This window comes from Caulobacter rhizosphaerae, assembly GCF_010977555.1.
GTDB classification, from domain to species: domain Bacteria; phylum Pseudomonadota; class Alphaproteobacteria; order Caulobacterales; family Caulobacteraceae; genus Caulobacter; species Caulobacter rhizosphaerae.
The window spans coordinates 3,838,245-3,858,800 of sequence record NZ_CP048815.1; the positions used below are offsets into that span (position 1 = coordinate 3,838,245).

Consider the following 20,556-nt stretch of genomic DNA (forward strand, 5'->3'; position numbering starts at 1 on the left):
CTAGAAACACCTTTGATCTTTCTAGAATATAGCGGAATCCCCCGGGCCACGCTAGAAGGCCCGCCCATGAGCACCTCGACCGCCCCCGCGAAGTCCATGGCCGACACGGCCGCCGAATTCGGTCTCAAGCCGGAGGAGTACGCCGTCGTCCTCGACCGCCTGGGCCGGGAGCCCAACCTGGTCGAGCTGGGGGTGTTCTCGGTGATGTGGTCCGAGCACTGCTCGTACAAGTCGTCGAAGAACCAGCTGAAGAAGTTCCCGATCACCGGCCCGCGGGTGATCTGCGGTCCCGGCGAGAACGCCGGCGTGATCGACATCGACGACGGCGACGCCATCATCTTCAAGATGGAGAGCCACAACCACCCGTCCTACATCGAGCCCTACCAGGGCGCGGCGACGGGCGTGGGCGGCATCATGCGTGACGTGTTCACCATGGGCGCGCGGCCGATCGCCCTGCTGAACGCCCTGCGCTTCGGCGAACCCGACCACCCCAAGACCAAGCGCCTGGTCGACGGCGTGGTCGCGGGCATCGCGGGCTACGGCAACTGCGTGGGCGTGCCCACGGTCGCCGGCGAAACCAACTTCCACAAGGGCTACAACGGCAACATCCTGGTCAACGCCATGTGCGTGGGCCTGGCCGACGCCGACAAGATCTTCTACTCGGCCGCCCCGGGCCCTGGCCTGGCCGTGGTCTATTTCGGCTCCAAGACCGGCCGCGACGGCATCCACGGCGCGACCATGTCGTCGGCCGAGTTCTCCGAGGACTCCGAGGAGAAGCGTCCCACCGTCCAGGTCGGCGACCCCTTCGCCGAGAAGCTGCTGATCGAGGCCACGCTGGAGCTGATGGCGACCGGCGCGGTCGCCGCCATCCAGGACATGGGCGCGGCGGGCCTGACCTCCTCGTCGGTCGAGATGGCCGGCAAGGGCGGGGTCGGCATCGAACTGAACATGGACATGGTGCCCCAGCGCGAAGAGGGCATGAGCGCCTACGAGATGATGCTCTCGGAAAGCCAGGAGCGCATGCTGGCGGTGCTGAAGCCCGGCCGCGAGCAGGACGGCCACGCCATCTTCGAGAAGTGGGGCCTGGACGCCGCCGTCATCGGCTACACCACCGACACCGGCCACCTGGTGCTCAAGCACCACGGCGAGACGGTCTGCGACGTGCCCCTGGCCCCGCTGTTCGACGACGCGCCGCTGTACGACCGCCCCTGGGTCCAGCCGACCCTGCATCCGCACCTCGACCCGGGCAAGATCCCCGCCCCGGCCGACTGGTCCGCCGCCGTGCTGAAGGTGGTCGGGAGTCCCGACATGGCCTCCAAGCGCTGGCTGTGGGAGCAGTACGACCGCCACGTGATGGCCGACACCCTGGAAGACAGCGCCACCGGCTGCGACGCCGGCATCGTGCGCATCCACGGCAAGGGCAAGGCCATCGCCGTGACCAGCGACGTCACCCCGCGCTACGTGCAGAACGATCCCTACGAGGGCGGCAAGCAGGCCGTGGCCGAGGCCTGGCGCAACCTGACCGCCGCCGGCTCGACCCCGATCGCCATCACCGACAACCTCAACTTCGGCAGCCCCGAAAAGCCCGAGACCATGGGCCAGATCGTCCGCGCCACCGACGGTATGGCCGAGGCCTGCCGGGCGCTGGACTTCCCAGTCGTGTCGGGGAATGTGTCGCTCTACAACGAGACCAACGGCGTCGCCATTCCGCCGACGCCGACCGTCGGCGCCGTCGGCCTGCTCTCCGACTACGACCTGCGCATGGGGTTCGGCAACGTGGCCGAGGGCGACACCCTGGTGCTGATCGGCGAGACCCACGGCGAACTGGGCGCCTCGATCTATCTGCGCGAGATCCTCGGCCGCGAAGACGGCGCCCCGCCGCCGGTCGACCTGGCCGTCGAGCGCAAGAACGGAGACTTCGTGCGCGGCCTGATTCCGACCGGCCTGGTCGCCGGCCTGCACGACCTGTCGGACGGCGGCCTGCTGATCGCCGCGGCCGATATCGCCCTGGCCAGCAAGGTCGGCGTCACCCTGAACGCCACCAGCCACGCCCACGCCCACCCCTATCTGTTCGGCGAGGACCAAGCCCGCTACCTGCTGGCTACGCCCGACCCGGACGCTGTGCTGGCCGCGGCCAAGGAAGCCGGCGTCCACGCCATCGTGGCCGGCGTGGCCGGCGGCGACGCCTTCGCCTCGACCGACCTGTTCAGCATCCCGCTGGAAACCCTGCGCACGGCCCACGAGGCCTGGCTGCCGGGCTTCATGGGCGCCGTCGCCTAAAGGACCTCAGTATGCGTATGACCTCCCTCCTGGCGAGCGCCAGCCTCGCCCTGTCGCTGCTGGCCGCCTGCGCGCCGGCCGCCCAGGCCCCCGCACCCGCCGCCCAGAGCGCCGACGCTTCGTGCGCCGCGCGCGGCGGGACGATGCAGCCGGTCGGCCGCCTGCAGCGCCAAACCTGCGTCGTGCCCTATGCCGACGCGGGCAAGACCTGCTCGGACAAGGCCGACTGCCAGGGCGCCTGCATCGCCGAGGGCAACCTGGAGGCCCAGGGCGCCACGACCGGCCAGTGCCAGAAGACCAACGTCCAGTTCGGCTGCTACGCCAAGATCGTCGGCGGCAAGTCGACCGGCGCGATCTGCATCGACTAGGCTCCTCCGGCGACCTCGCGGTCCGCACCGGAGACTGAAGCCCGCCGCGCCCGGTCCACCTGGGCCACCCGTTCCAGCACGATCGGGCCCGCGGCGGGACCGGCGGCGTAGACGAAGTCTGGGCTGTCCATCGGCTTGCCCGTGCGTCGGTCCACCAGCACCGGCTCGGCCGGCAAGCCGGTGGCCGCCTCGACCATGTGGCTGGCGACGCCCTCGACCGCATAGTGGCGGTTGCCGAACGCCATCAGCGCCATCATCACCGGCGCGAAGTCGCGCGCCAGGTCGGTCGGCACATACTCATGGCGCACCGGACGCTCCTGATAGGGCCGGCGTTCCAGGAACCCGTCCTCGACCAGGGCCGACAGCCGCCGGGTCAGGATGTTGGGGGCCACGCCCAGGCTCTTCTCGAATTGGTCGAAGCGGGTCAGACCCTGGAAGGCGTCCCGCAGGATCATCAGGCTCCAGGTGTCGCCCACACGTTCCAGCGTGCGGCCCACGGGGCATTGTCCAGGATCGAAGGCGCGTCGGGTCATGAACCTAATATAGGCGATCGCTAGCAAATCGAAAGTGAGTCACTTGCATTTCGGAAGTTACCCACCACTTCAGCTCCACGACCGGGCCATGGGGCCTTGGCCAACCCCTACGGGATGAAGACGATGAGCAAGCAAGACCTCCGCGGCGCGGCCCTGATCACCGGCGCCTCCAGCGGCATCGGCGCCACCTATGCCGACCGTCTGGCCCGCGCCGGCCACGATCTGGTGCTGGTGGCCCGCGACACCGCCCGGCTGGAAGCCCTGGCCGCCAAGCTGACCGCCGCCACGGGCGTCAAGATCGACATCCTCACCGCCGACCTGACCAACAAGGCCGACCTGGCCAAGGTCGAGACCCGGCTGGCCGAGGACGCGGCGATCGACATCCTGATCAACAATGCCGGGGCCGCCCTGGCCGGGGCCTTCGTCGACCAGGACCTGGAGCGGATCGACAGCATGATCCAGCTGAACGTCGTCTCGGTCACCCGCCTGGCCCACGCGGCCGCCAAGGCCTTCGCCGCCCGCGACCGCGGCGCGATCGTCAACATCTCGTCAGTGGTCGGCCTGGCCCAGGAGCTGCAGATGGCCGTCTACGGCGCGACCAAGGCCTACGTGACCTACTTCACCCAGACCCTGCGCCTGCAGCTCTCGCCCAACATCCAGCTCCAGGCCGTGCTGCCGGGCGCGACCCGCACGGAGATCTGGGACCGCTCGGGAAGCGGCGGCGCCGAGGCGCTGGATCCCAACGGCTTGATGGAGGTCGACGACATGGTGGACGCCGCCTTGGCCGGCTTCCGCCAGGGCGAGCTGATCACCATCCCGTCCCTGCCCGACCCGGCCGATTTCGCGGCCTACGACCTCGCCCGGACCAAGCTGTTGCCGAACCTGTCGCGCAACCGCTCGGCCGACCGCTACAAGGTCGGCGAGCCGGCCTGATCGGCCTTCAAGCCCTGCGTGGTCCTCGTCCTTCGACAAGCTCAGGATGAGGACCATTTGCAGACCGAGCCGTAGAAAACCTCATCCTGAACTTGTCGAAGGACGAGGTTTTCGGCCGCCCGCTGAATGTCGGTCCGACCCGCCCTTTCCAGGCCGTCACGACACTGGCGCATCGCGACACTATCTATCTCCGGAACGCAGAAGGCCGCCCTGGGAACGAACGTCGCGCCCAGCCGCTTGCCCGGCAGCCAAGGAGACCGACATGGCCGTCATTCCCAACCTGGACGAGTTCATTCTCGAGGAAACCGCCGACGGGATCTTCCTGACCGTCACCGGCGACGACGAGCAGACCCTGAAACTGCGGGTCACGCTGGATGACCTGGAGGAGATCGTCGAGGTCATCGACGAGGTGTTCGGTTTGGAAGAGGACGACGGAGAGACCGAGGAGGTGGACGAGAGCGCGGGGTGAGTCGAACCTTTCACTGATCCGTTCAGCCGAAGGCCCAGAGCGACAAGCTAAGGAGATCCTCATCCTGAGGCGCCCGCGCAGCGGGCCTCGAAGGACGCAGGTCAGGCCAGCTCTCCGCGTCCTTCGAGGCTCGCCGCAAGCGGCGAACACCTCAGGATGAGGAAAATCAAGCCAGGCCCGGGATGAGCGGGTTCAAATAACCTACCGCCCCGCCCCCTTGCTGATCCCGTCCAGGTCGTCATCCAGCGCCCGCGTCGCGCTCACCACCGTCGCCACGGACCGCTTGAAGAAGTCCTGCGGCACGGTGGCGAAGTCGTCGGTGGGCTGGTGGTATTCGGGGTGGTCCTCGACGCCGAAATAGACCCAGGGCACGCCCTTCTCGGCGAAGGCCCCCTGGTCCGACTGCGCCGTCCAGTTGTTCTCCTTGCCCTCGGCGTCGGTGTCGTGGCCCAGCAGCAGCTTGACCGGCGCGGTCTTGGCCACCCCCTCCAGCACCGGCTTCAGGTACGGCTGGGGACCGGCGCCGCTGACATAGAGCTGGCCCTTGGCGTTCTTGCTGATCATGTCGAAATTGACGTTCAGCCCGATGCTGGCCAGCGGCACTGGCGGGTCGGCGACGAAGGCCTTGCCCCCCTTCAGCCCGCTCTCCTCGGCGTCGAAGGCGACGATCAGCACGGTGTGGCGCGGCGGCCTGGCCTTGAACGCCTCGGCCACGGCCAACAGGCCGGCGATCCCCGAGGCGTTGTCGTCGGCCCCGTTATAGACCTGCCCCTTGCGGACTCCCAGGTGGTCGTAGTGGGCCGAGACCACCAGCACCTTGTCGGAGCTGGACGTGCCCTGGATTCGCGCCACCAGGTTCACGCCGGTGACGTCCTTGCCGAAGGTCCTGGGCTTGAAGGTGAACGGCCGCTCGAACTTGCCGTCCTGTGGCCGCAGCCCGATCTGGCCGAAGCGCTGGATGATATAGGCCCGCGCCTTGGCCCCGCCCGGCGTGCCGACGCCTCGCCCCTCCATATTGTCCGCCGACAAGATGCGGACGTCGTCCAAGGCGTGGGCCCCGGGTTTGGACGCGGCGTGGGCTTGGCCGGTCAGGGCGACGAGGACGGCCGAGACGGCGACGGCGTGGCGGAAGGCGCGAAGGGTCATGCCCCCTTCAATGCGTCCGGATTCCCCGGTCGGCAAGCCAGTCCGCCTCGCCCTGGTCGCCAGGACGCCAATCACGCGGCCATCGCAGGGTCGGCGTGAAAGCAACATTTCAGCAGGAATAGGCATTTTCCCGTATGTCCGTTCTTAAGGTTTACGCCGCATACCGAGGTTGAGAGATTCGGAGTCTTCGCCCGTGCCCATGTCCTTCCCCGACCTCGAAGCCCGCCTGCACGACGCCTTTCCGGACGCCGAGATCGTGCTGACCGACCTGGCTGGCGACGGCGACCACTACAAGGCGCGGATCGTCTCGCCGGCCTTCCGCGGCCTGAACCGGGTCAAGCAGCACCAGATGGTCAACCGCGCCCTGGCCGACGTGCTGGGCGGCGCGCTGCACGCCCTGGCGCTCGAAACCGCCGCGCCGACGGAGTAAGGGTCGTGCGCTATCGCCCCTTCGGAAGCGCGAGCGTAGCGGTCTCGGCGATCACGCTGAGGCTGGAGGATGAGCCGCGCCTGCGCGGGGCCGACTGGCGCAAGCTGATCTTCGCGGCGCTGGAAAGCGGCATCAACAGCTTCGAGATCGACGGCGTCTCCTCGGCCCTGATCGAGGGCGCGGCCGAGGCCTTCTCCACGGTCGAGCGGCGCCTGCTGTTCATCGGCTGGCGGTTGCGGGGCTCGCTGGACCGGGCGCTGAGGGCCCAGGCCGTGCACGACATGATCGACCAGGCCCTGGACCGCACCGGCCTGGGCCACCTGGACCTGGCCACCCTGGACGACCCGGACGCCAACGCCTTTCCCGCCGAAGCCCTGGAGCAGCTGAAGGCCCTGCGCGGCGCGCGGCTGATCCGCCTGCTGGGCGTGGCGGGGGCCGGCGACAAGTTCGACGCCTATGTCGCCTCGGGCCAATTCGAGGCCATGACCACGCCGTTCAACCTGGCCTCGGGCTGGGTGGAGCGCAACCGCGTGCGATCCGCCGTGGGCCGCGAGATGGCGGTGATCGGGCTGGACTATTGGCCAGAAACGCTGCGCGAGGCGCACAGGGCCAGCTTCCTGCCCAAGCCGTCGCTCTGGCGGCGCAAGACCGATCCGCTGGCCGATGTCGGCGGCTACGACTTCCTGCGCAACACGCCCGGCTGGAACGCCCAGCAGATCTGCCTGGCCTACGCCCTGACCGAGCCGTCCCTGGCCAGCGTCCAGGTCACGGCCAACTCGCCCGCCGAGATCGAGGCCCTGGCGGCGATCACCGAGCGCGACCTGCCCACCGGCTGCGCCGCCCAGATCGAGATGGCCCGCTTCTCGGCCCAGGAAGCGGCGAAGGCAAAGCGTCGCGCCTGAGACCTTCGGCCGCGCCAAGACTTGACCCGGAGGGGCGCGGCGCCTAGCTGAGAGCCTACGCCCAAGGATTTCCTTCCATGACCGCCACCACCCCCGACGTCGCCGCCTCCCCCGCCCTCGACTTCATCGCCAAGACCGTGGCCGAAAACCCCGTGGTCCTGTTCATGAAGGGCGTGCCGGACCAGCCGCGTTGCGGCTTCTCGTCGATCACCGTCCAGATCCTCGACCATCTGGGCGTGTCGTTCGTCGGCGTCGACGTGCTGCAGGACGACGAACTGCGCCAGGGCGTCAAGACCTTCACCGACTGGCCGACCATTCCCCAGCTCTACGTCAAGGGCGAGTTCATCGGCGGCAGCGACATCGTCCGCGAGATGTTCCAGTCGGGCGAGCTGAAGACCTTGCTGGCCGAGCAAGGCCTGATCGAGGCTTGAGTCGACTCTTCGTCCCGCCAGGCGACGCCTTCACGCTGACCTTCGAACCGAAGGCGTCGGACATCGACGCCAACGGCCACGTCAACAACGTGGTCTATCTGGCCTGGGGCCAGGACCTGGCCATCGCCCACTGGGACGCCTGGGCCAGCCCCGAGGAGCGGGCCCCGTGGAGCTGGGTGGCCCGCCGCCACGAGATCGACTACCGCCGCGAACTGCTGCCGCACGAGATCGCCACCGGCTACACCTGGGTGGGCGAACTGAAGGGGCCGCGCTTCGAACGCTTCTTCCGCATCGACGGCCCCGACGGCGAGATGTGCGCCCAGAGCCGCACCGACTGGGTGCTGATTGACATCGCCGCCAAGCGCCCGGCGCGGGTTCTGCCCTGGATGGTCGAGCGCTTCACGCCGAAGAGCTAGGACCTCTCCCTCTCCTTCTCAGATCCGCTCATCCCGGCAAACGCCGGGATCCAGATCCCATAGCTCGGTGGCTGATTGGATGGACTCGGCGGTCTTGGCGTCAGCCTCGAAGCCCTTCCATCTGGGTCCCGGCGTTCGCCGGGATGAGCGGAGAGAAAAGGGCTCAGTTTACGGGGTTGAGGAGCCGAACCCTCCCCGCCCCTGCAAGACCCAACTCGTCGTAGCTGAAGCTGACCTCCGTCACGCTCGGGGCCGTCTTGCAAACATCCAGGCGCTTGCGGGCGAAGGAAACCGTTTTCTCACGACCGTCATGGCCGACGTAGAAGACGAAATCGGCCTTGGTCGTGCAACCGGTCGATTCGACTTTCAAGACGAGCGCTGCGGGGCCGGCCACCGCGCCACGCAAGGTCTCCAGCTCACCGGTCTCCAGCCCGGGCCGCACGACCAGGGTCACGCCCCCGCGCCCCGCGCAGCCGCCCAGGGCCAGGAACAGTCCCGCGGCCAGCAGACGACGTCGATCGGGGTCCATGTACAACCTTGGCAAGAAGCTGAAACTGGGCCCTAGTTTGCCCACGGCCCCGCCGCACGCAACCGACGAGGATCCAGTGCTGGGTAAATTTGCTTCGATGGCCGTCTCGGTCGCCTGCCTGACCGCCGCGTCTCCCGCCCTCGCCGAGCCCGCCGACTACAAGGCCCTGGACACCGAGGCCGCCCATCTGATGGCGGCCGGCAAGATCCCCGGCCTGGCCTATGCGGTGATCGAGCACGGCAAGGTCGCGCATGTCAGCGCCCAGGGCTGGGCCAATATCGAGCAGAGGCGGCCGCTGAAGACCGATACGGTCATGTACGCGGCCTCGATCACCAAGGCGGCCTTCGGCCAGTACGTGCTGATGCTGGTCGACGATGGCAAGCTGGACCTGGACATCCCGATCAAGACCTATCTGCAAAAGCCCCTGCCCGACTACGACGCCTATAAGGACCTGGTCGCCGACTCGCGCTGGGAGAAGATCACCCCCCGCATGCTGATGACCCACACGGCGGGCTTCCCCAACTTCCGATGGCTGAACCCCGACGGGAAGCTGGACATCAAGACCGATCCCGGCACGCGCTACGTCTATTCCGGCGAGGGCCTGAACCTGATGCAGTTCGTCATCGAGCAGGGCCTGGGCCTGAAGGTCGGGGACGACATGAACCGTCGGATCTTCCAGCCCCTGGGCATGACCCGCAGCGCCATGAGCTGGCGGCCTGACTTCCGCCCCAACCTGGCCGACGGCTATCGCCAGGACGGCAAGTTCGAGGCGCATGACGAGCGCAGTAGCGTGAAGGCGGCCGGATCGCTGGACACCACGATCGACGACCTCGCCAAGCTGGCCGCCGCCATGGTCTCGGGCCAGGGCCTGTCAGCCAAGGCCGCCGCCGAGCGGACCAAGGCCAGCTTTCCGATCGCCAATCCGCATCAGTTTCCGCCGACCTACACCGAGGTCGAGCCGGCCAACGCCGAGATCGGCCTGGCGGCCGGGATTGGGGTCGTGGTGTTCGACGGTCCGCAAGGCCACGCCTTCTTCAAGGGCGGGCACAACGACATCACCGACAATATGCTGGTCTGCGTCGAGCGCGGTCGGCGCTGCATCGTGCTGCTGACCAACAGCGAGGTGGGTCAGCGGATCTTCCCCCCGCTGGTCCAGGCGGCGCTGGGCGAGACGGGTATGCCTTGGGCCTGGGAGTACGGCCGCGCCCTGCCGGTGACGGCGCCCTAGGCCGCCTTGGCGTCCAGGGTGTCCCGCAGGCGCGCGGCGACGTCGCCCAGGGTGATGCGCGACAGGGCGCCGTCGACGTCCGGCGCGCCCTCGGCGGCCATCGAGCTGGCCAGGCCGGCGGTGAAGTCGGTGATGGCGGTGATGTGCTGGGCCAGCATGTCGACCATGTGCAGTTCCTGCATCACCTTCAGCCGGCTCTCCAGCGGCACGGCTTCAAGCAGCTGGCCCAGGGCGCTGTCCAGGTGCCCACAGGAGACCGCGGCGATCGACATTTCGGCCGACAGGGCTTCCAGCAGGCCGACGATGCCGGTGGTCTTCTGGACTTCGAGCGTCATGGTCATGGCTTTCCCCCAAGCGTTTCAAATCGATAGCGCCTGGGGCCTTGTCGCATAGTTAAGGCTGGCGAAAACCCGGCCCGGGGGCGAACCGGGGCCAGGGTGACAGATTGTCGCGGATCTCAGCGCCAGGGACCGAGCCGGCGCCCGTCGCCGATTCCGTCGCCCACCGGCACGGCCGTCCCGACCCGCCCTCGCGTGGCCTGGCTGACGCCCAGCCGCAGCAGGGCCTCGACCCGGTTGTGGGTGGCCGGGTGGGTCGAGAACAGGTTGTCGCCGCCCCCATTCGCCCTTGGGCCCGACAAAGGGTTGATGATGAACAGGTGCGCCGTGGCCGGGTTGCGCTCGGCCTCGACATTGACGGCGCCGCCGCGGGCGTAGGCCTCGATCTTCTCCAGCGCCCGGGCCAGGGCCCGGCCGTCGCCGGCGATCTGGGCGCCCACCCGGTCGGCCTCGTATTCGCGCGAGCGGCTGATGGCCATCTGCACCAGCATGGCGGCGATCGGCGCCAGTATGGCCAGGACGATGGTCCCGATCAGGCCGCCCGGACGCTCGTCGTCCTCGCGCGAGCAGCCGAAGAAGAACGCGAAGTTGGCCAGGGCCGAGATCGCGCCGGCGATGGTGGCCGTCACGGTCATGGTCAGGGTGTCGCGGTTCTTCACGTGCGCCAGCTCGTGGGCCATGACGCCGCGGATCTCGTCGCGGTCCAGCAGGCTCAGCAGGCCGGTGCTGGCGGCCACGGCGGCGTGGGCCGGATCGCGGCCGGTGGCGAAGGCGTTGGGCTGCTCGCTGTCGATCACCGTGATGCGCGGACGCGGCAGGCCGGCCCGGCGGGCTAGGTCCTCGATGTCGGCGACATAGGCGCGGATCAGCGGCTCGGGGTGACCGGCGTCGACCTCGACCGCGCCGTACATGCGCAGCACGATCTTGTCGGCGTTCCAGTAGCTGAACAGGTTCATGCCCAGGGCGAACACCAGGGCGATCAGCATGCCGGTCGGGCCGCCGATCATATAGCCGGCTCCGACGAACAGCGCCGTCAGGCCGGCCAGCAGGACGAAGGTCTTGAGGTGGTTCATGGCTTGGATCGTTTGGTCTGGGTGGATCAGTCGAAGATGTCGAACAGGTCGAAACGCTTCTTCTTGTGGCCGTAATGGCCCTGGCCCTGGTGGCGGCGCTCGTCGTCGTGACGATAGTCCGGGCGGCGATCGGAACGCGGGTCGGAACGCTCAGGGGGCCGATCGTAGTCAGGCAGGCGCGGCGTCGCGGCCTGGGGCTCGCCCCGCTCCATGGCCATCAGCTTTTCCAGTTCACCGCGGTCCAGCCACACGCCCCGGCACTGGGGGCACATGTCGAACTCGACGCTGGCGCGCTGCACGGCCTGCATGGAGGCGTCGCAATTGGGGCACATCAGAAGCGGCATTTCGGATCCCTGTCCTGTTGATGGACGGGTGTCCTCGAAGCTGGAGCCGGTGGCGGAGGGGGGAGGGACAACCGGACCCAGACATCGAGAACACCCGATGCGGTCCGACATCACGAGTGCTTGCATCACTCGCCAGAGGGGCCCGGCCCGCCCATGAGATCTAGGAGGCTGTCGGGGCGGTTCAAGGGCCGCGGTGCGGAAAAAGATCCTCGCCCTGTGGGGGCGGTGGCCCGGAGGGCCGGAGGGGACAGCTCGGCCTGGCCGGAGAACCCCCTCAGTCACTGCGCGACAGCTCCCCCAAAGGGGGAGCAGCAACGAAAACGAAAAAGGCCCCGGGTTTCCCCGGGGCCTTTCCGATCGTCTTCGAGGATCGACGCTTACGAAGCGTAGAATTCGACGACGAGGTTCGGTTCCATCTTCACCGGATACGGCACTTCGGCCAGTTCCGGGGCGCGGACGAAGGTGGCGGTCATCGACTTGGCTTCGACCGTGATGTAGTCGCAGAAATCGCGTTCCGACGAGGCCAGGGCCTCGATCACCAGCGCCATGTTGCGCGACTTTTCACGGACGCTGATCACGTCGCCGGCCTTCACGCGGTAGGAGGCGATGTTGACGCGCTTGCCGTTCACCAGCACGTGGCCGTGGTTGACGAACTGACGGGCCGCGAACGGGGTCGGCACGAACTTGGCGCGGTAGACGACGGCGTCCAGACGCGACTCGAGCAGGCCGATCAGGTTTTCCGAGGTGTTGCCCTTGCGGCGGGCGGCTTCCTCGTAGGTGCGCGAGAATTGCTTCTCGGTCAGGTTGCCGTAGTAGCCCTTCAGCTTCTGCTTGGCGCGCAGCTGCAGGCCGAAGTCCGAAACCTTCTGCTTGCGGCGCTGACCGTGCTGGCCGGGGCCGTAGGACCGCTGGTTCACCGGCGACTTGGGCCGGCCCCAGAGGTTTTCGCCCATGCGGCGATCGATCTTGTACTTGGCGCTATGGCGCTTGGACATAAGTCACTCTTTTAGTTCGATCCGGGCCGGCGCCCTCGAGAGGGTGCGATCTCAACGGCGGCTTCGGGTCATTCCGTCATGCGGTTTTCGCGCCGTCCGGCGAGCCGGCGGCGAGAAGGGGCGGTTTATGGCGGAGGGTGGTCGGGGAGTCAACGGCGCTGACCGCTAACGGATGTCCTCGTTGATCAGATAGACCTCCAGTCCCTGACGACGAACCAGGCGCACGGCCGACATGTAGTCGCCGTAGGCGGCGTCCGCCTCGGCCCGGATGGCGACGCCGCGAAGTCCTGTGCTGCGAACGACCTTGAGGCGAGCCTCGAGTTCCGCTGGATCGACCGAGTGCTGATCGAGCGACAGCTCACCGCCCTTGCCCACCGAAATGAAAGGCGAAGCCGCCTCAGGACGAGTTTCCACCGGTCCGGGGTCCCGGGGCGACACATCCAGCGTCAAGCTGGAACGGGATGACGAAAGCGCGGCGGCCACCACCGCGAACAGCGCCAGCAGCACGGGAACCATCGGCGTCAGGTTGATCGCCGCCAGTGGCCGCGCTTCGAACCGCCCCGCCAATCGTCGCGCCATGCACCCAGCCCCTTCGGCTAATCGAGGTTGAGGGTGCGTGTTGGCGGGCTTCCCCGCCGTTGCACGCGGCGACGCCAGTCGTTCCACCGCCAGGCCCCGAAGGCGACGATCAAGATGGCCACGCTCACGAAGGCCCACGCCAAGGATTCCACCACGGATCGGCCGTGACGAGCGCCATCCAGGACCGCCAAGACGAAACCGCCGCCCGACACGACCCCAAGGCGCAGAACCGCTCCCTTCAGGCGCCCGTCACCTGCGATCCAATCGACGGCTCGAACCCAGTTGATCATAGGGTCAAGCTACAGCCGTTCAGCGTGCCATGCCATATGCTCGCCGATGAACGTCGCGATGAAGAAGTAGCTGTGGTCGTAGCCGTCCTGGCGCCGGACGGTGACCTTGCGGCCGGCCTTGGCGGCGGCGGCCTCGATCAGCTGCGGCTTCAGCTGGTTTTCCAGGAAGCTGTCGGCCAGGCCCTGGTCGATCAGGATCTCGTCGAAGGCGGCCCCTGCCCCGTCCTCGATCAGGGCGGTGGCGTCATGGGCCCGCCAGGCGGCGCGGTCCGCGCCCAGATAGGCGGTCATCGCCTTGTCGCCCCACGGGCAGTTCAGCGGCGAGACGATCGGCGAGAAGGCGCTGACCGACTTGAACAGGTCCGGATTGCGCAGGGCGATGGTCAGGGCCCCGTGTCCGCCCATCGAGTGGCCGAAGATCCCCCGCCGGCCTGCGTCCAGCGGGAAGGCGGCGTCGACGGCGTCCAGCAGGTCCTTCGTGACGTAGGAATACATCCGGAAATGCGGCGCCCACGGCGTCTGGGTGGCGTCGACATAGAACCCCGCTCCCTGCCCCAGGTCGTAGGCCGGATCGTCGGCGACGCCTTCACCGCGTGGCGAGGTGTCGGGCGCGACGATGGCGACCCCATGCCGGGCCGCATGCGCGTAGACGCCGGACTTGGTGGTGAAGTTGTCCTCGGTGCAGGTCAGGCCCGACAGCCAGACGAGATACGGGAACGGCCCTTCGCCATCCGGCGTCCAGACGGTGAACTTCATCGGCGTGCCGGTGCTGGCGCTGTCGTGCCGGCAGTAGCGCAGGGTCCCGCCCTGAGTGCGGTGGGTGGCGAGGGTTTCGACGTTGGACATGTCATGCGCCGAAGGTCCCCCTCCGGCCCTCCGGGCCACCTCCCCCAGAGGGGGAGGAGCTGTTGCGCCAAGATGCTCCCCCTCTGGGGGAGCTGTCGCGAAGCGACTGAGGGGGCTTTCCCGCCCCTAGAACGTCACCACCGTCCGGATGCTCTCGCCGGCGTGCATCAGGTCGAACGCCTCGTTGATGCGCTCCAGCGGCAGGACGTGGGTGATCATCGGGTCGATCTGGATCTTGCCGTCCATGTACCAGTCGACGATCTTGGGCGTGTCGGTGCGGCCGCGGGCGCCGCCGAAGGCCGTGCCCTTCCAGACCCGGCCGGTGACCAGCTGGAACGGGCGGGTGGCGATCTCCTTGCCGGCCTCGGCCACGCCGATGATGATGCTTTCGCCCCAGCCGCGGTGGCAGGCCTCCAGCGCCTGGCGCATGACCGTGGTGTTGCCGGTGGCGTCGAAGGTGTAGTCCGCCCCGCCGTCGGTCAGGGCCACCAGGTGGGCGACGAGGTCGCCGTCGATGGCCTTGGGATTGACGAAGTGGGTCATGCCGAACTGACGGCCCCAGGCCTCGCGGTCGGGATTGAGGTCGACCCCGACGATCATGTTGGCGCCCACCAGCTTCAGGCCTTGGATGACATTGAGGCCGATGCCGCCCAGGCCGAACACCACGGCGTTGGCGCCCGGCTCGACCTTGGCGGTGTTGACCACCGCCCCGACGCCGGTCGTCACGCCGCAGCCGCAATAGCAGGCGGTCTTGAACGGCGCGTCCTTGCGGATCCGCGCCACGGCGATCTCGGGCAACACCGTGTAGTTGGAGAAGGTCGAGCAGCCCATGTAGTGGTGGATCGTCTGGCCCTTGTAGGAGAAGCGGCTGGTGCCGTCCGGCATCAGCCCCTTGCCCTGGGTGGCGCGGATCGCTGTGCAGAGGTTGGTCTTGCCCGACAGGCAGCTTTTGCACTGGCGGCATTCGGGCGTGTAGAGCGGGATCACGTGGTCGCCGACCGCCAGGCTGGTGACGCCCGCGCCCACCTCGACCACCACGCCCGCGCCCTCGTGACCCAGGATCGAGGGGAACAGGCCCTCGCTGTCCAGGCCGTCCAGGGTGTAGGCGTCGGTGTGGCAGACGCCGGTGGCCTTGATCTCGATCAGCACCTCGCCGGCCTTGGGGCCCTCCAGGTCGACCTCGACGATCTCCAGCGGCTTCTTGGCCTCGAAGGCGACGGCGGCGCGGGTTTTCATCGTTCAGGTCTCCGGATGTCGAGTCGGGCCGGACTTTGCCCCTGGGGCGCGGCGGGGTCGAGCCCTTACGGCCGGCCTGGCGGAAGACGTCTGGCTCAACGGCGGCGCGGCCAAGCCGTACGTCCTTCGAGGCCCGCTGCGCGGGCGCCTCAGGATGAGGAGCTCTGTGCTGAATTCCTCATCCTGAGGTGCGAGGCGCAGCCGAGCCTCGAAGGACGTACGGCTTGGCGCGCTAGCCTTCGGCGTCAGGCGTCTCGCCCTTGGCGGCCTTCTGGGCCGCCAGCTTGGCCAGCACCCGGCCCCGCCCCTTGGACAGGGCCGTGACCACGCCGCGGAAGGTGCGCACCTCCTGCTCGGTCAGCCGGGCCCGGGCCAGCGGGGCGCGCAGGTTGCGAACCATCGACGGCTTCTTCTCAGGCGGATGATAGAAGCCGGCCTTCTCCAACTCGTCTTCGAGCTGGCCGTAGAGGCCCAGCAGGCTGGACTGGTCGGCGGGCTCGGCGACGTTGTACTCGAACTTGGACCACGGCCGGTCGTCGACCGTCATCTTCCATTCGTAGGCGTTGATCGACACGGCCTGGGCCAGGTTCAGCGACCGGAAGCGCTCGTCGATCGGGATCGAGACGATGGCCTGGCACAGGGCGATGTCGTCGGTCTCCAGCCCCGCCCGCTCGCCACCGAACAGCAGTCCCACGGCCCGGCCTTGGGCGACGTCGGCCGACAGGTGGGCGGCGGCCTCGCGCGGGGTGTAGACCGGCAGGCGGGTCTCGCGCGGGCGGGCGGTGGTGGCGAAGACAAGCTTAAGGTCGGCGATGGCCTCTTCCAGCGTGTCGAACACCCGGGCGTCGTCCAGCGGCCAATTCGCGCCCGAGGCGCTGGCCCAGGCGCGCTCCTGGGGCCAGCCGTCCCGCGGCTTGACCAGGCGCAGGTCCGACAGGCCGAAATTGGCCATCACGCGCGCCACCGCGCCGATGTTCTCGGCCAGTTGCGGCTGGTTCAGGATCACACAGGGCGGGGCATGCTTGGAGGTCATCGTCCCCCTTTGCCGCCGGACCGCCGCACGGTGCAAGCCCCATGATGGTGTTTGGCGCCTGCGGCGACGTCCGGCCGGCGGGACGGTCGAGGCTTAATCCGCCACGCTGAGCTCGCCCGCCGCCTGCGCCAGCCGCGCCCGCGCCAGGGCCTCCAGCAGCTGGGCCGGCCGCACCGGCTTGGCCAGATGGAGGTCGGCGCCCGCCGCCCTGGCGGCCGAAACGTGCTCCTCCATGGCGTTGGCGGTCAGCATGACCAGCAGCACCGGCGGGCCCCCGGCGGCGGCTTCGCGCTCGCGGATCAGGCGGGTGGCGGTCAGGCCGTCCATGACGGGCATCTGCATGTCCATCAGGATCGCGTCGAAGGCCCCGGGCGCGAAGGCGTCCAGCGCCGCCTGGCCGTCCTCGACCATGGTCAGGTCCACGTCGAACGGCTGGAGGATGATCTCGACCACCTTCTGGTTGGTGGGATGGTCTTCGGCGACCAGCACCCGCAAGCCCTCCAGCGAGATCTCTTCCTCGTCGCCGGGCGCCGCATCCTCTACAGCCCGGATGCGGGTCAGGGGCAGGTCGACCTGGAACGTCGCCCCGCGGCCCACCACCGCGCGGGCGTCGATGCGGCCGCCCATCATCTCGGCCAGGGCGGCGCAGATCGACAAGCCCAGGCCCGAGCCGCCGAACTGGCGGGTGATCGACTGGTCGGCCTGGACGAAACGCTTGAACAGCCGCTGGCGCACGGTGTCGTCGAAGCCGACGCCGGTGTCGCTGACGATGAAGCTCAGCCCCTCGGTCCCGCTTTCGACGGTCAGCGCCACCTCGCCGATGGCCGTGAACTTCACGGCGTTGGCCAGCAGGTTGTTGAGAATCTGGCTGATGCGCCCCGCGTCGCCCAGATAGCTGCCGGCCAGGCCGGGCTGGATCGCCCACCGGAACTCCAGGTCCTTGGCCTGCGCCGACGCCCGGTGCAGCTCGGCCACGCCGCCGACCAGGCTGGCCAGGTCGAAGGGCGCGGGGGTCAGATGGAACTGGCCCGCCTCGATCTTGGAGACGTCGAGGATGTCGCTGAGCACCTGCTCCAACAGGCGGCCCGACGAGGTGACCAGGGCGGCCAGCTCGCGACGGCGCTCGGGGTCGGTCTCGTCGGCCAGGCGGTCGCCGATGGCGATGACCCCGTTCAGCGGCGTGCGCAGCTCGTGGGACATGTTGGCCAGGAACACGGACTTGGCCTGGTTGGCGTGCTCAAGCTCGGCCGTGCGTTCGGCGACGCGCTCCTCCAGCGAGCGCAGCAGTTCGATATTGCCGTCGCGCTGGTCGCGCAGGGTGCGGGCCAGGGCGCCGATCTCGTCGGCGCGATGCTCGATGGGCTCGGCGTCGACGACATTGCCCGTGCGGTGCGCCTCGGCCAGCACCCGTAGCGGCCGCTCGACCGTCAGACGCATCACCCGGTAGAGCAGCGCCACCTGGATGATCACCCCCAGCACGCCGAACAGCAGCACCCACGACGCCGTCTTGACCGCCGACCACACCAGGTCGCCGGACGGGAAGCTCATCAGGAAGTACCAGTCGGGCTCCTTGAGCCGGCCATAAGCGATCACCCTGTCGCCGGTGCGGATGGCGCCCACGTCCGCGCCCCGCGCGCGGATCTGGCTGACGACGTCGGCGACGCCCTCCTGGGCCTGGGCCCGCACCAGGGCCTGGGCGTCGACGACGCCGTTCTTGGCCAGCCCCGGCGAGGCGATCAGCTCGCCGTCCGACGAGACGATCATGTTGCGCCCGCCCGGCAGGGCGTCCTCGACGGCCCGCAGCAGGTAGGAGTCCAGCGACAGGCTGGTGCCCCAGGCCCCCAGCTGCTGGCCATGATAGTCGAAGGGCGTCATGCAGGCCGAGTTCAGCCCCCGGCCGCTGGGGTCCGACAGCAGCTTGCGCAGCTTGGTGCACTTCATCACCCGCTCGCGGTTCTGCTGGGGCAGGGTCAGCAGGGTCATCTCCTCGCCGCTGACGTCGAAGGTCGGCGGGGCCTTGTGGCGGTAGTAGGTCAACCGATCCGGCCGCCGGGGCGCGAACATCACCAGCCGGGTGTTGGGCGTGAAGAAGTAGAAGTTGTCGTAGCGGTTCAGTTCGGCCTCGCCGGTGTGCGACACCACCTGGGTCGCGGCCAGGAACAGGGCCTTCTCCGCGGGGGTCAGCTTGTCGGCGTTCCGCAGGTAGCCGCCGACGCCGTAGGTATAGTCGCCGTCGACCACCCCGCCGTCATAGAGCGCATCGGCCGTGCGCCGGGTGCCGTCGCTGCGCCGGGGAAACTGGGCGTCGAACGCGCGCTCGACCGTGCGAGGATCCAGCGCCTGCAGCCGGCGCGCCAGGGAGTCGGACGCGGCCTCATGCACCTTGACCAGGTCGGAGAACAGTCGGTCCTCGGTCTTGACCCGCTCGGCGGCGTACTCGGTCAGGTGACGCATCTGGGCGTCGGTGGCCGCTTGCTGCACGAAGACGAAGGTCACGGCCGTCGCCACGCCCGTCACGGCGATGGACAGGATCGCGACGATCGCCAGCAGCCGCCGCGCGAGCGGCGAAGTGACGTCGGCTATGGCGGCCCGCTTCTTCACGCCTGGTTCGTACCCCAAGAAGCCTCAACAAGGATTTACACGCGGATCAAACACTTAGCGTGCGCAAAGGGCTTCATCGCCGGTTCGAGGCCACCTCGGCTTTCCCCCCGGCTCGCAACAGTCTATAGGCACGCCGTCCGCGCCGCTCCTTGGCCCTGTGCGCCAAAGAGTCACAGGCGCGCCACCGCGAGAGGAAAGACCCCGCAATGGCCAAGATCAAAGTCGCCAACCCCGTCGTCGACATGGACGGCGATGAAATGACCCGGATCATCTGGAAGCTCATCAAGGATAAGCTGATCTTCCCGTACCTGGACCTGGAGCTCGACTATTTCGACCTCAGCGTCGAGAACCGCGACGCCACCAACGACCAGGTCACGATCGACGCGGCCGAGGCGACCAAGAAGCACGGCGTGGCCGTCAAGTGCGCCACCATCACCCCCGACGAACAGCGCGTCACCGAATTCAATCTGAAGAAGATGTGGAAGTCGCCGAACGGCACGATCCGCAACATCCTGGGCGGCGTGATCTTCCGCGAGCCGATCATCTGCCAGAACGTGCCGCGCCTGGTGCCGGGCTGGACCCAGCCGATCATCGTCGGCCGCCACGCGTTCGGCGACCAGTACAAGGCCACCGACTTCCTGTTCCCGGGCAAGGGCACGCTGTCGATCAAGTTCGTCGGCGAAGACGGCGCCACCATCGAGCACGAAGTGTTCAAGAGCCCGTCGGCCGGCGTGGCCATGGGCATGTACAATCTCGACGAGTCGATCCGCGACTTCGCCCACGCTTCGTTCGCCTACGGCCTGGGCCGCGGCTATCCGGTCTATCTCTCGACGAAGAACACGATCCTCAAGGCCTATGACGGCCGCTTCAAGGACATCTTCCAGGAGATCTACGACGCCGAATACGCCGACAAGTTCAAGGCGGCCGGCATTCACTACGAGCACCGCCTGATCGACGACATGGTCGCCTCGGCCCTGAAGTGGTCGGGCGGCTATGTCTGGGCCTGCAAGAACTACGACGGCGACGTGCAGTCCGACATCGTCGCCCAGGGCTTCGGCTCGCTGGGCCTGATGACCTCGGTGCTGATGACGCCGGACGGCAAGACCGTGGAAGCCGAGGCCGCCCACGGCACCGTCACCCGCCACTACCGCCAGCACCAGAAGGGCGAGTCGACCTCGACCAACTCGATCGCCTCGATCTTCGCCTGGACCCGCGGCCTGGCCCACCGCGCCAAGCTGGACGACAACACCGAGCTGGCCGCCTTCGCCCACACCCTGGAAAAGGTCTGCGTCGACACCGTCGAAAGCGGCTTCATGACCAAGGACCTGGCCCTGCTGGTCGGCGACAAGCAGTCCTGGCTGACCACCGAGGGCTTCCTCGACAAGATCGACGAGAACCTGAAGAAGGCCATGGCCGCGGCCTAAGCTACAAGGCCTGGACCTTCGCGACGCCTCTCCCGCAAGGGGGAGGCGTTTTGCGTTCGGGCCCTCGCCAAGGAAACAAAAATTGGCTCTTCTGGGCGCCGCGCCCCCGTGCCGCGCGTTCCACGACCCTGA

At 68.2% G+C, this 20,556-nt stretch carries 22 protein-coding genes and 2 pseudogenes; 11 read left to right on the plus strand and 13 right to left on the minus strand.

The genetic code is table 11. From position 1 onward, the window contains the following. Positions 1 to 66 precede the first annotated feature (66 nt). Positions 67 to 2,280, plus strand: a complete 2,214-nt coding sequence (purL, locus tag G3M57_RS17610; RefSeq protein ID WP_056756357.1) for a phosphoribosylformylglycinamidine synthase subunit PurL — start codon at positions 67 to 69, stop codon at positions 2,278 to 2,280. An 11-nt stretch (positions 2,281 to 2,291) separates the two neighbouring features. Beyond that, a complete protein-coding gene (locus tag G3M57_RS17615) occupies positions 2,292 to 2,648 on the plus strand; it encodes a hypothetical protein (RefSeq protein ID WP_163232018.1) in 357 nt (118 codons plus the stop codon). Here G3M57_RS17615 and G3M57_RS17620 read toward each other — a convergent pair. Next, entirely contained in the window at positions 2,645 to 3,145 is a 501-nt protein-coding gene (locus G3M57_RS17620) for a winged helix-turn-helix transcriptional regulator (protein WP_244322565.1), read from the minus strand. The two genes, G3M57_RS17615 and G3M57_RS17620, sit on opposite strands and share 4 nt — an antisense overlap. Before the next feature lie 159 nt (positions 3,146 to 3,304). Here G3M57_RS17620 and G3M57_RS17625 point away from each other — a divergent pair, with 159 nt between their 5' ends. The 3 genes and pseudogenes from G3M57_RS17625 to G3M57_RS17630 all read left to right on the plus strand — a co-directional run bounded on the left by G3M57_RS17625 (position 3,305) and on the right by G3M57_RS17630 (position 4,583). Then, complete coding sequence (locus tag G3M57_RS17625; RefSeq protein WP_163232022.1) at positions 3,305 to 4,114, plus strand: SDR family NAD(P)-dependent oxidoreductase; 810 nt, start codon at positions 3,305 to 3,307, stop codon at positions 4,112 to 4,114. Positions 4,115 to 4,132: 18 nt separating this feature from the next. Next, positions 4,133 to 4,223, plus strand: a pseudogene (locus G3M57_RS27555) (hypothetical protein); the annotation flags it as partial. Between the two features lie 153 nt (positions 4,224 to 4,376). Further along, complete coding sequence (locus tag G3M57_RS17630) at positions 4,377 to 4,583, plus strand: hypothetical protein (protein WP_056756368.1); 207 nt, start codon at positions 4,377 to 4,379, stop codon at positions 4,581 to 4,583. A 201-nt stretch (positions 4,584 to 4,784) separates the two neighbouring features. Here the strand turns inward: G3M57_RS17630 and G3M57_RS17635 are convergent, their stop codons facing one another. Next, complete coding sequence (locus G3M57_RS17635) at positions 4,785 to 5,729, minus strand: M20/M25/M40 family metallo-hydrolase (protein ID WP_163232024.1); 945 nt, start codon at positions 5,727 to 5,729, stop codon at positions 4,785 to 4,787. Positions 5,730 to 5,922: 193 nt separating this feature from the next. On the opposite strand from G3M57_RS17635, the gene G3M57_RS17640 reads away from it, so the two are divergent. The 4 genes from G3M57_RS17640 (at position 5,923) to G3M57_RS17655 (ending at position 7,908) form a co-directional block, all read left to right on the plus strand. Then, positions 5,923 to 6,159, plus strand: a complete 237-nt coding sequence (locus G3M57_RS17640) for a BolA/IbaG family iron-sulfur metabolism protein (protein ID WP_012287488.1) — start codon at positions 5,923 to 5,925, stop codon at positions 6,157 to 6,159. Between the two features lie 5 nt (positions 6,160 to 6,164). After that, positions 6,165 to 7,061, plus strand: a complete 897-nt coding sequence (locus G3M57_RS17645) for an aldo-keto reductase family protein (protein WP_163232026.1) — start codon at positions 6,165 to 6,167, stop codon at positions 7,059 to 7,061. 77 nt (positions 7,062 to 7,138) lie between these two features. Continuing rightward, positions 7,139 to 7,492: a Grx4 family monothiol glutaredoxin gene (gene grxD, locus G3M57_RS17650; RefSeq protein ID WP_056756377.1), complete on the plus strand. Its 354-nt coding sequence runs from the start codon at positions 7,139 to 7,141 to the stop codon at positions 7,490 to 7,492. Next, the gene (locus G3M57_RS17655; RefSeq protein ID WP_056756380.1) at positions 7,489 to 7,908 is read left to right on the plus strand and encodes an acyl-CoA thioesterase; all 420 of its coding nucleotides are present in this window, start codon (positions 7,489 to 7,491) and stop codon (positions 7,906 to 7,908) included. The genes grxD and G3M57_RS17655 overlap by 4 nt, the downstream gene beginning before the upstream one ends. Before the next feature lie 163 nt (positions 7,909 to 8,071). Here the strand turns inward: G3M57_RS17655 and G3M57_RS17660 are convergent, their stop codons facing one another. Then, positions 8,072 to 8,437: a hypothetical protein gene (locus G3M57_RS17660; protein ID WP_163232028.1), complete on the minus strand. Its 366-nt coding sequence runs from the start codon at positions 8,435 to 8,437 to the stop codon at positions 8,072 to 8,074. Between the two features lie 76 nt (positions 8,438 to 8,513). Here G3M57_RS17660 and G3M57_RS17665 point away from each other — a divergent pair, with 76 nt between their 5' ends. After that, positions 8,514 to 9,665 (plus strand): serine hydrolase domain-containing protein, encoded by a 1,152-nt coding sequence (locus G3M57_RS17665; protein WP_244322566.1) that lies wholly within the window; start codon positions 8,514 to 8,516, stop codon positions 9,663 to 9,665. Here G3M57_RS17665 and G3M57_RS17670 read toward each other — a convergent pair. The 10 genes and pseudogenes from G3M57_RS17670 to G3M57_RS17710 all read right to left on the minus strand — a co-directional run bounded on the left by G3M57_RS17670 (position 9,662) and on the right by G3M57_RS17710 (position 19,000). After that, positions 9,662 to 10,006, minus strand: coding sequence for a hypothetical protein (locus G3M57_RS17670; RefSeq protein ID WP_163232030.1), 345 nt, complete (start codon positions 10,004 to 10,006; stop codon positions 9,662 to 9,664). The genes G3M57_RS17665 and G3M57_RS17670 overlap by 4 nt on opposite strands. A gap of 116 nt (positions 10,007 to 10,122) precedes the next feature. After that, on the minus strand, positions 10,123 to 11,076 hold the full coding sequence (htpX, locus tag G3M57_RS17675; RefSeq protein WP_163232032.1) for a zinc metalloprotease HtpX: 954 nt from the start codon (positions 11,074 to 11,076) through the stop codon (positions 10,123 to 10,125). Between the two features lie 26 nt (positions 11,077 to 11,102). Continuing rightward, entirely contained in the window at positions 11,103 to 11,420 is a 318-nt protein-coding gene (locus G3M57_RS17680) for a TFIIB-type zinc ribbon-containing protein (RefSeq protein ID WP_056756392.1), read from the minus strand. Between the two features lie 377 nt (positions 11,421 to 11,797). Next, the gene (gene rpsD, locus G3M57_RS17685; protein WP_056756396.1) at positions 11,798 to 12,415 is read right to left on the minus strand and encodes a 30S ribosomal protein S4; all 618 of its coding nucleotides are present in this window, start codon (positions 12,413 to 12,415) and stop codon (positions 11,798 to 11,800) included. A 165-nt stretch (positions 12,416 to 12,580) separates the two neighbouring features. Then, positions 12,581 to 12,994 carry a biopolymer transporter ExbD gene (locus G3M57_RS17690; protein ID WP_163232034.1) on the minus strand — a complete coding sequence of 138 codons (414 nt, stop codon included), beginning with the start codon at positions 12,992 to 12,994 and terminating at the stop codon, positions 12,581 to 12,583. Positions 12,995 to 13,293: 299 nt separating this feature from the next. Next, on the minus strand, positions 13,294 to 14,130 hold the full coding sequence (gene fghA, locus G3M57_RS17695; RefSeq protein WP_163232036.1) for an S-formylglutathione hydrolase: 837 nt from the start codon (positions 14,128 to 14,130) through the stop codon (positions 13,294 to 13,296). 126 nt (positions 14,131 to 14,256) lie between these two features. Then, positions 14,257 to 15,366 (minus strand): S-(hydroxymethyl)glutathione dehydrogenase/class III alcohol dehydrogenase, encoded by a 1,110-nt coding sequence (locus G3M57_RS17700; RefSeq protein WP_163232038.1) that lies wholly within the window; start codon positions 15,364 to 15,366, stop codon positions 14,257 to 14,259. Between the two features lie 121 nt (positions 15,367 to 15,487). Beyond that, positions 15,488 to 15,615, minus strand: a pseudogene (locus G3M57_RS27560) (hypothetical protein); the annotation flags it as partial. Beyond that, complete coding sequence (locus G3M57_RS17705; protein ID WP_056756415.1) at positions 15,599 to 16,399, minus strand: RNA methyltransferase; 801 nt, start codon at positions 16,397 to 16,399, stop codon at positions 15,599 to 15,601. The pseudogene G3M57_RS27560 and the gene G3M57_RS17705, both read right to left, overlap by 17 nt. Positions 16,400 to 16,492: 93 nt before the next feature. Then, positions 16,493 to 19,000 carry an ATP-binding protein gene (locus tag G3M57_RS17710; protein WP_163232040.1) on the minus strand — a complete coding sequence of 836 codons (2,508 nt, stop codon included), beginning with the start codon at positions 18,998 to 19,000 and terminating at the stop codon, positions 16,493 to 16,495. Positions 19,001 to 19,206: 206 nt separating this feature from the next. On the opposite strand from G3M57_RS17710, the gene G3M57_RS17715 reads away from it, so the two are divergent. Continuing rightward, on the plus strand, positions 19,207 to 20,424 hold the full coding sequence (locus G3M57_RS17715) for an NADP-dependent isocitrate dehydrogenase (RefSeq protein ID WP_056756420.1): 1,218 nt from the start codon (positions 19,207 to 19,209) through the stop codon (positions 20,422 to 20,424). Positions 20,425 to 20,556 lie beyond the last annotated feature (132 nt).

What these genes read in the sequence shown, in the direction of transcription:
- purL (WP_056756357.1), top strand. Translation starts at nt 67, where the DNA reads ATGAGCACCTCGACCGCCCCCGCGAAGTCCATGGCCGACACGGCCGCC.
- G3M57_RS17615 (WP_163232018.1), top strand. Translation starts at nt 2,292, where the DNA reads ATGCGTATGACCTCCCTCCTGGCGAGCGCCAGCCTCGCCCTGTCGCTG.
- G3M57_RS17625 (WP_163232022.1), top strand. Translation starts at nt 3,305, where the DNA reads ATGAGCAAGCAAGACCTCCGCGGCGCGGCCCTGATCACCGGCGCCTCC.
- G3M57_RS17630 (WP_056756368.1), top strand. Translation starts at nt 4,377, where the DNA reads ATGGCCGTCATTCCCAACCTGGACGAGTTCATTCTCGAGGAAACCGCC.
- G3M57_RS17635 (WP_163232024.1), bottom strand. Translation starts at nt 5,729, where the DNA reads ATGACCCTTCGCGCCTTCCGCCACGCCGTCGCCGTCTCGGCCGTCCTC.
- grxD (WP_056756377.1), top strand. Translation starts at nt 7,139, where the DNA reads ATGACCGCCACCACCCCCGACGTCGCCGCCTCCCCCGCCCTCGACTTC.
- G3M57_RS17660 (WP_163232028.1), bottom strand. Translation starts at nt 8,437, where the DNA reads ATGGACCCCGATCGACGTCGTCTGCTGGCCGCGGGACTGTTCCTGGCC.
- G3M57_RS17670 (WP_163232030.1), bottom strand. Translation starts at nt 10,006, where the DNA reads ATGACCATGACGCTCGAAGTCCAGAAGACCACCGGCATCGTCGGCCTG.
- htpX (WP_163232032.1), bottom strand. Translation starts at nt 11,076, where the DNA reads ATGAACCACCTCAAGACCTTCGTCCTGCTGGCCGGCCTGACGGCGCTG.
- G3M57_RS17680 (WP_056756392.1), bottom strand. Translation starts at nt 11,420, where the DNA reads ATGCCGCTTCTGATGTGCCCCAATTGCGACGCCTCCATGCAGGCCGTG.
- rpsD (WP_056756396.1), bottom strand. Translation starts at nt 12,415, where the DNA reads ATGTCCAAGCGCCATAGCGCCAAGTACAAGATCGATCGCCGCATGGGC.
- G3M57_RS17690 (WP_163232034.1), bottom strand. Translation starts at nt 12,994, where the DNA reads ATGGCGCGACGATTGGCGGGGCGGTTCGAAGCGCGGCCACTGGCGGCG.
- fghA (WP_163232036.1), bottom strand. Translation starts at nt 14,130, where the DNA reads ATGTCCAACGTCGAAACCCTCGCCACCCACCGCACTCAGGGCGGGACC.
- G3M57_RS17700 (WP_163232038.1), bottom strand. Translation starts at nt 15,366, where the DNA reads ATGAAAACCCGCGCCGCCGTCGCCTTCGAGGCCAAGAAGCCGCTGGAG.
- G3M57_RS17705 (WP_056756415.1), bottom strand. Translation starts at nt 16,399, where the DNA reads ATGACCTCCAAGCATGCCCCGCCCTGTGTGATCCTGAACCAGCCGCAA.
- G3M57_RS17715 (WP_056756420.1), top strand. Translation starts at nt 19,207, where the DNA reads ATGGCCAAGATCAAAGTCGCCAACCCCGTCGTCGACATGGACGGCGAT.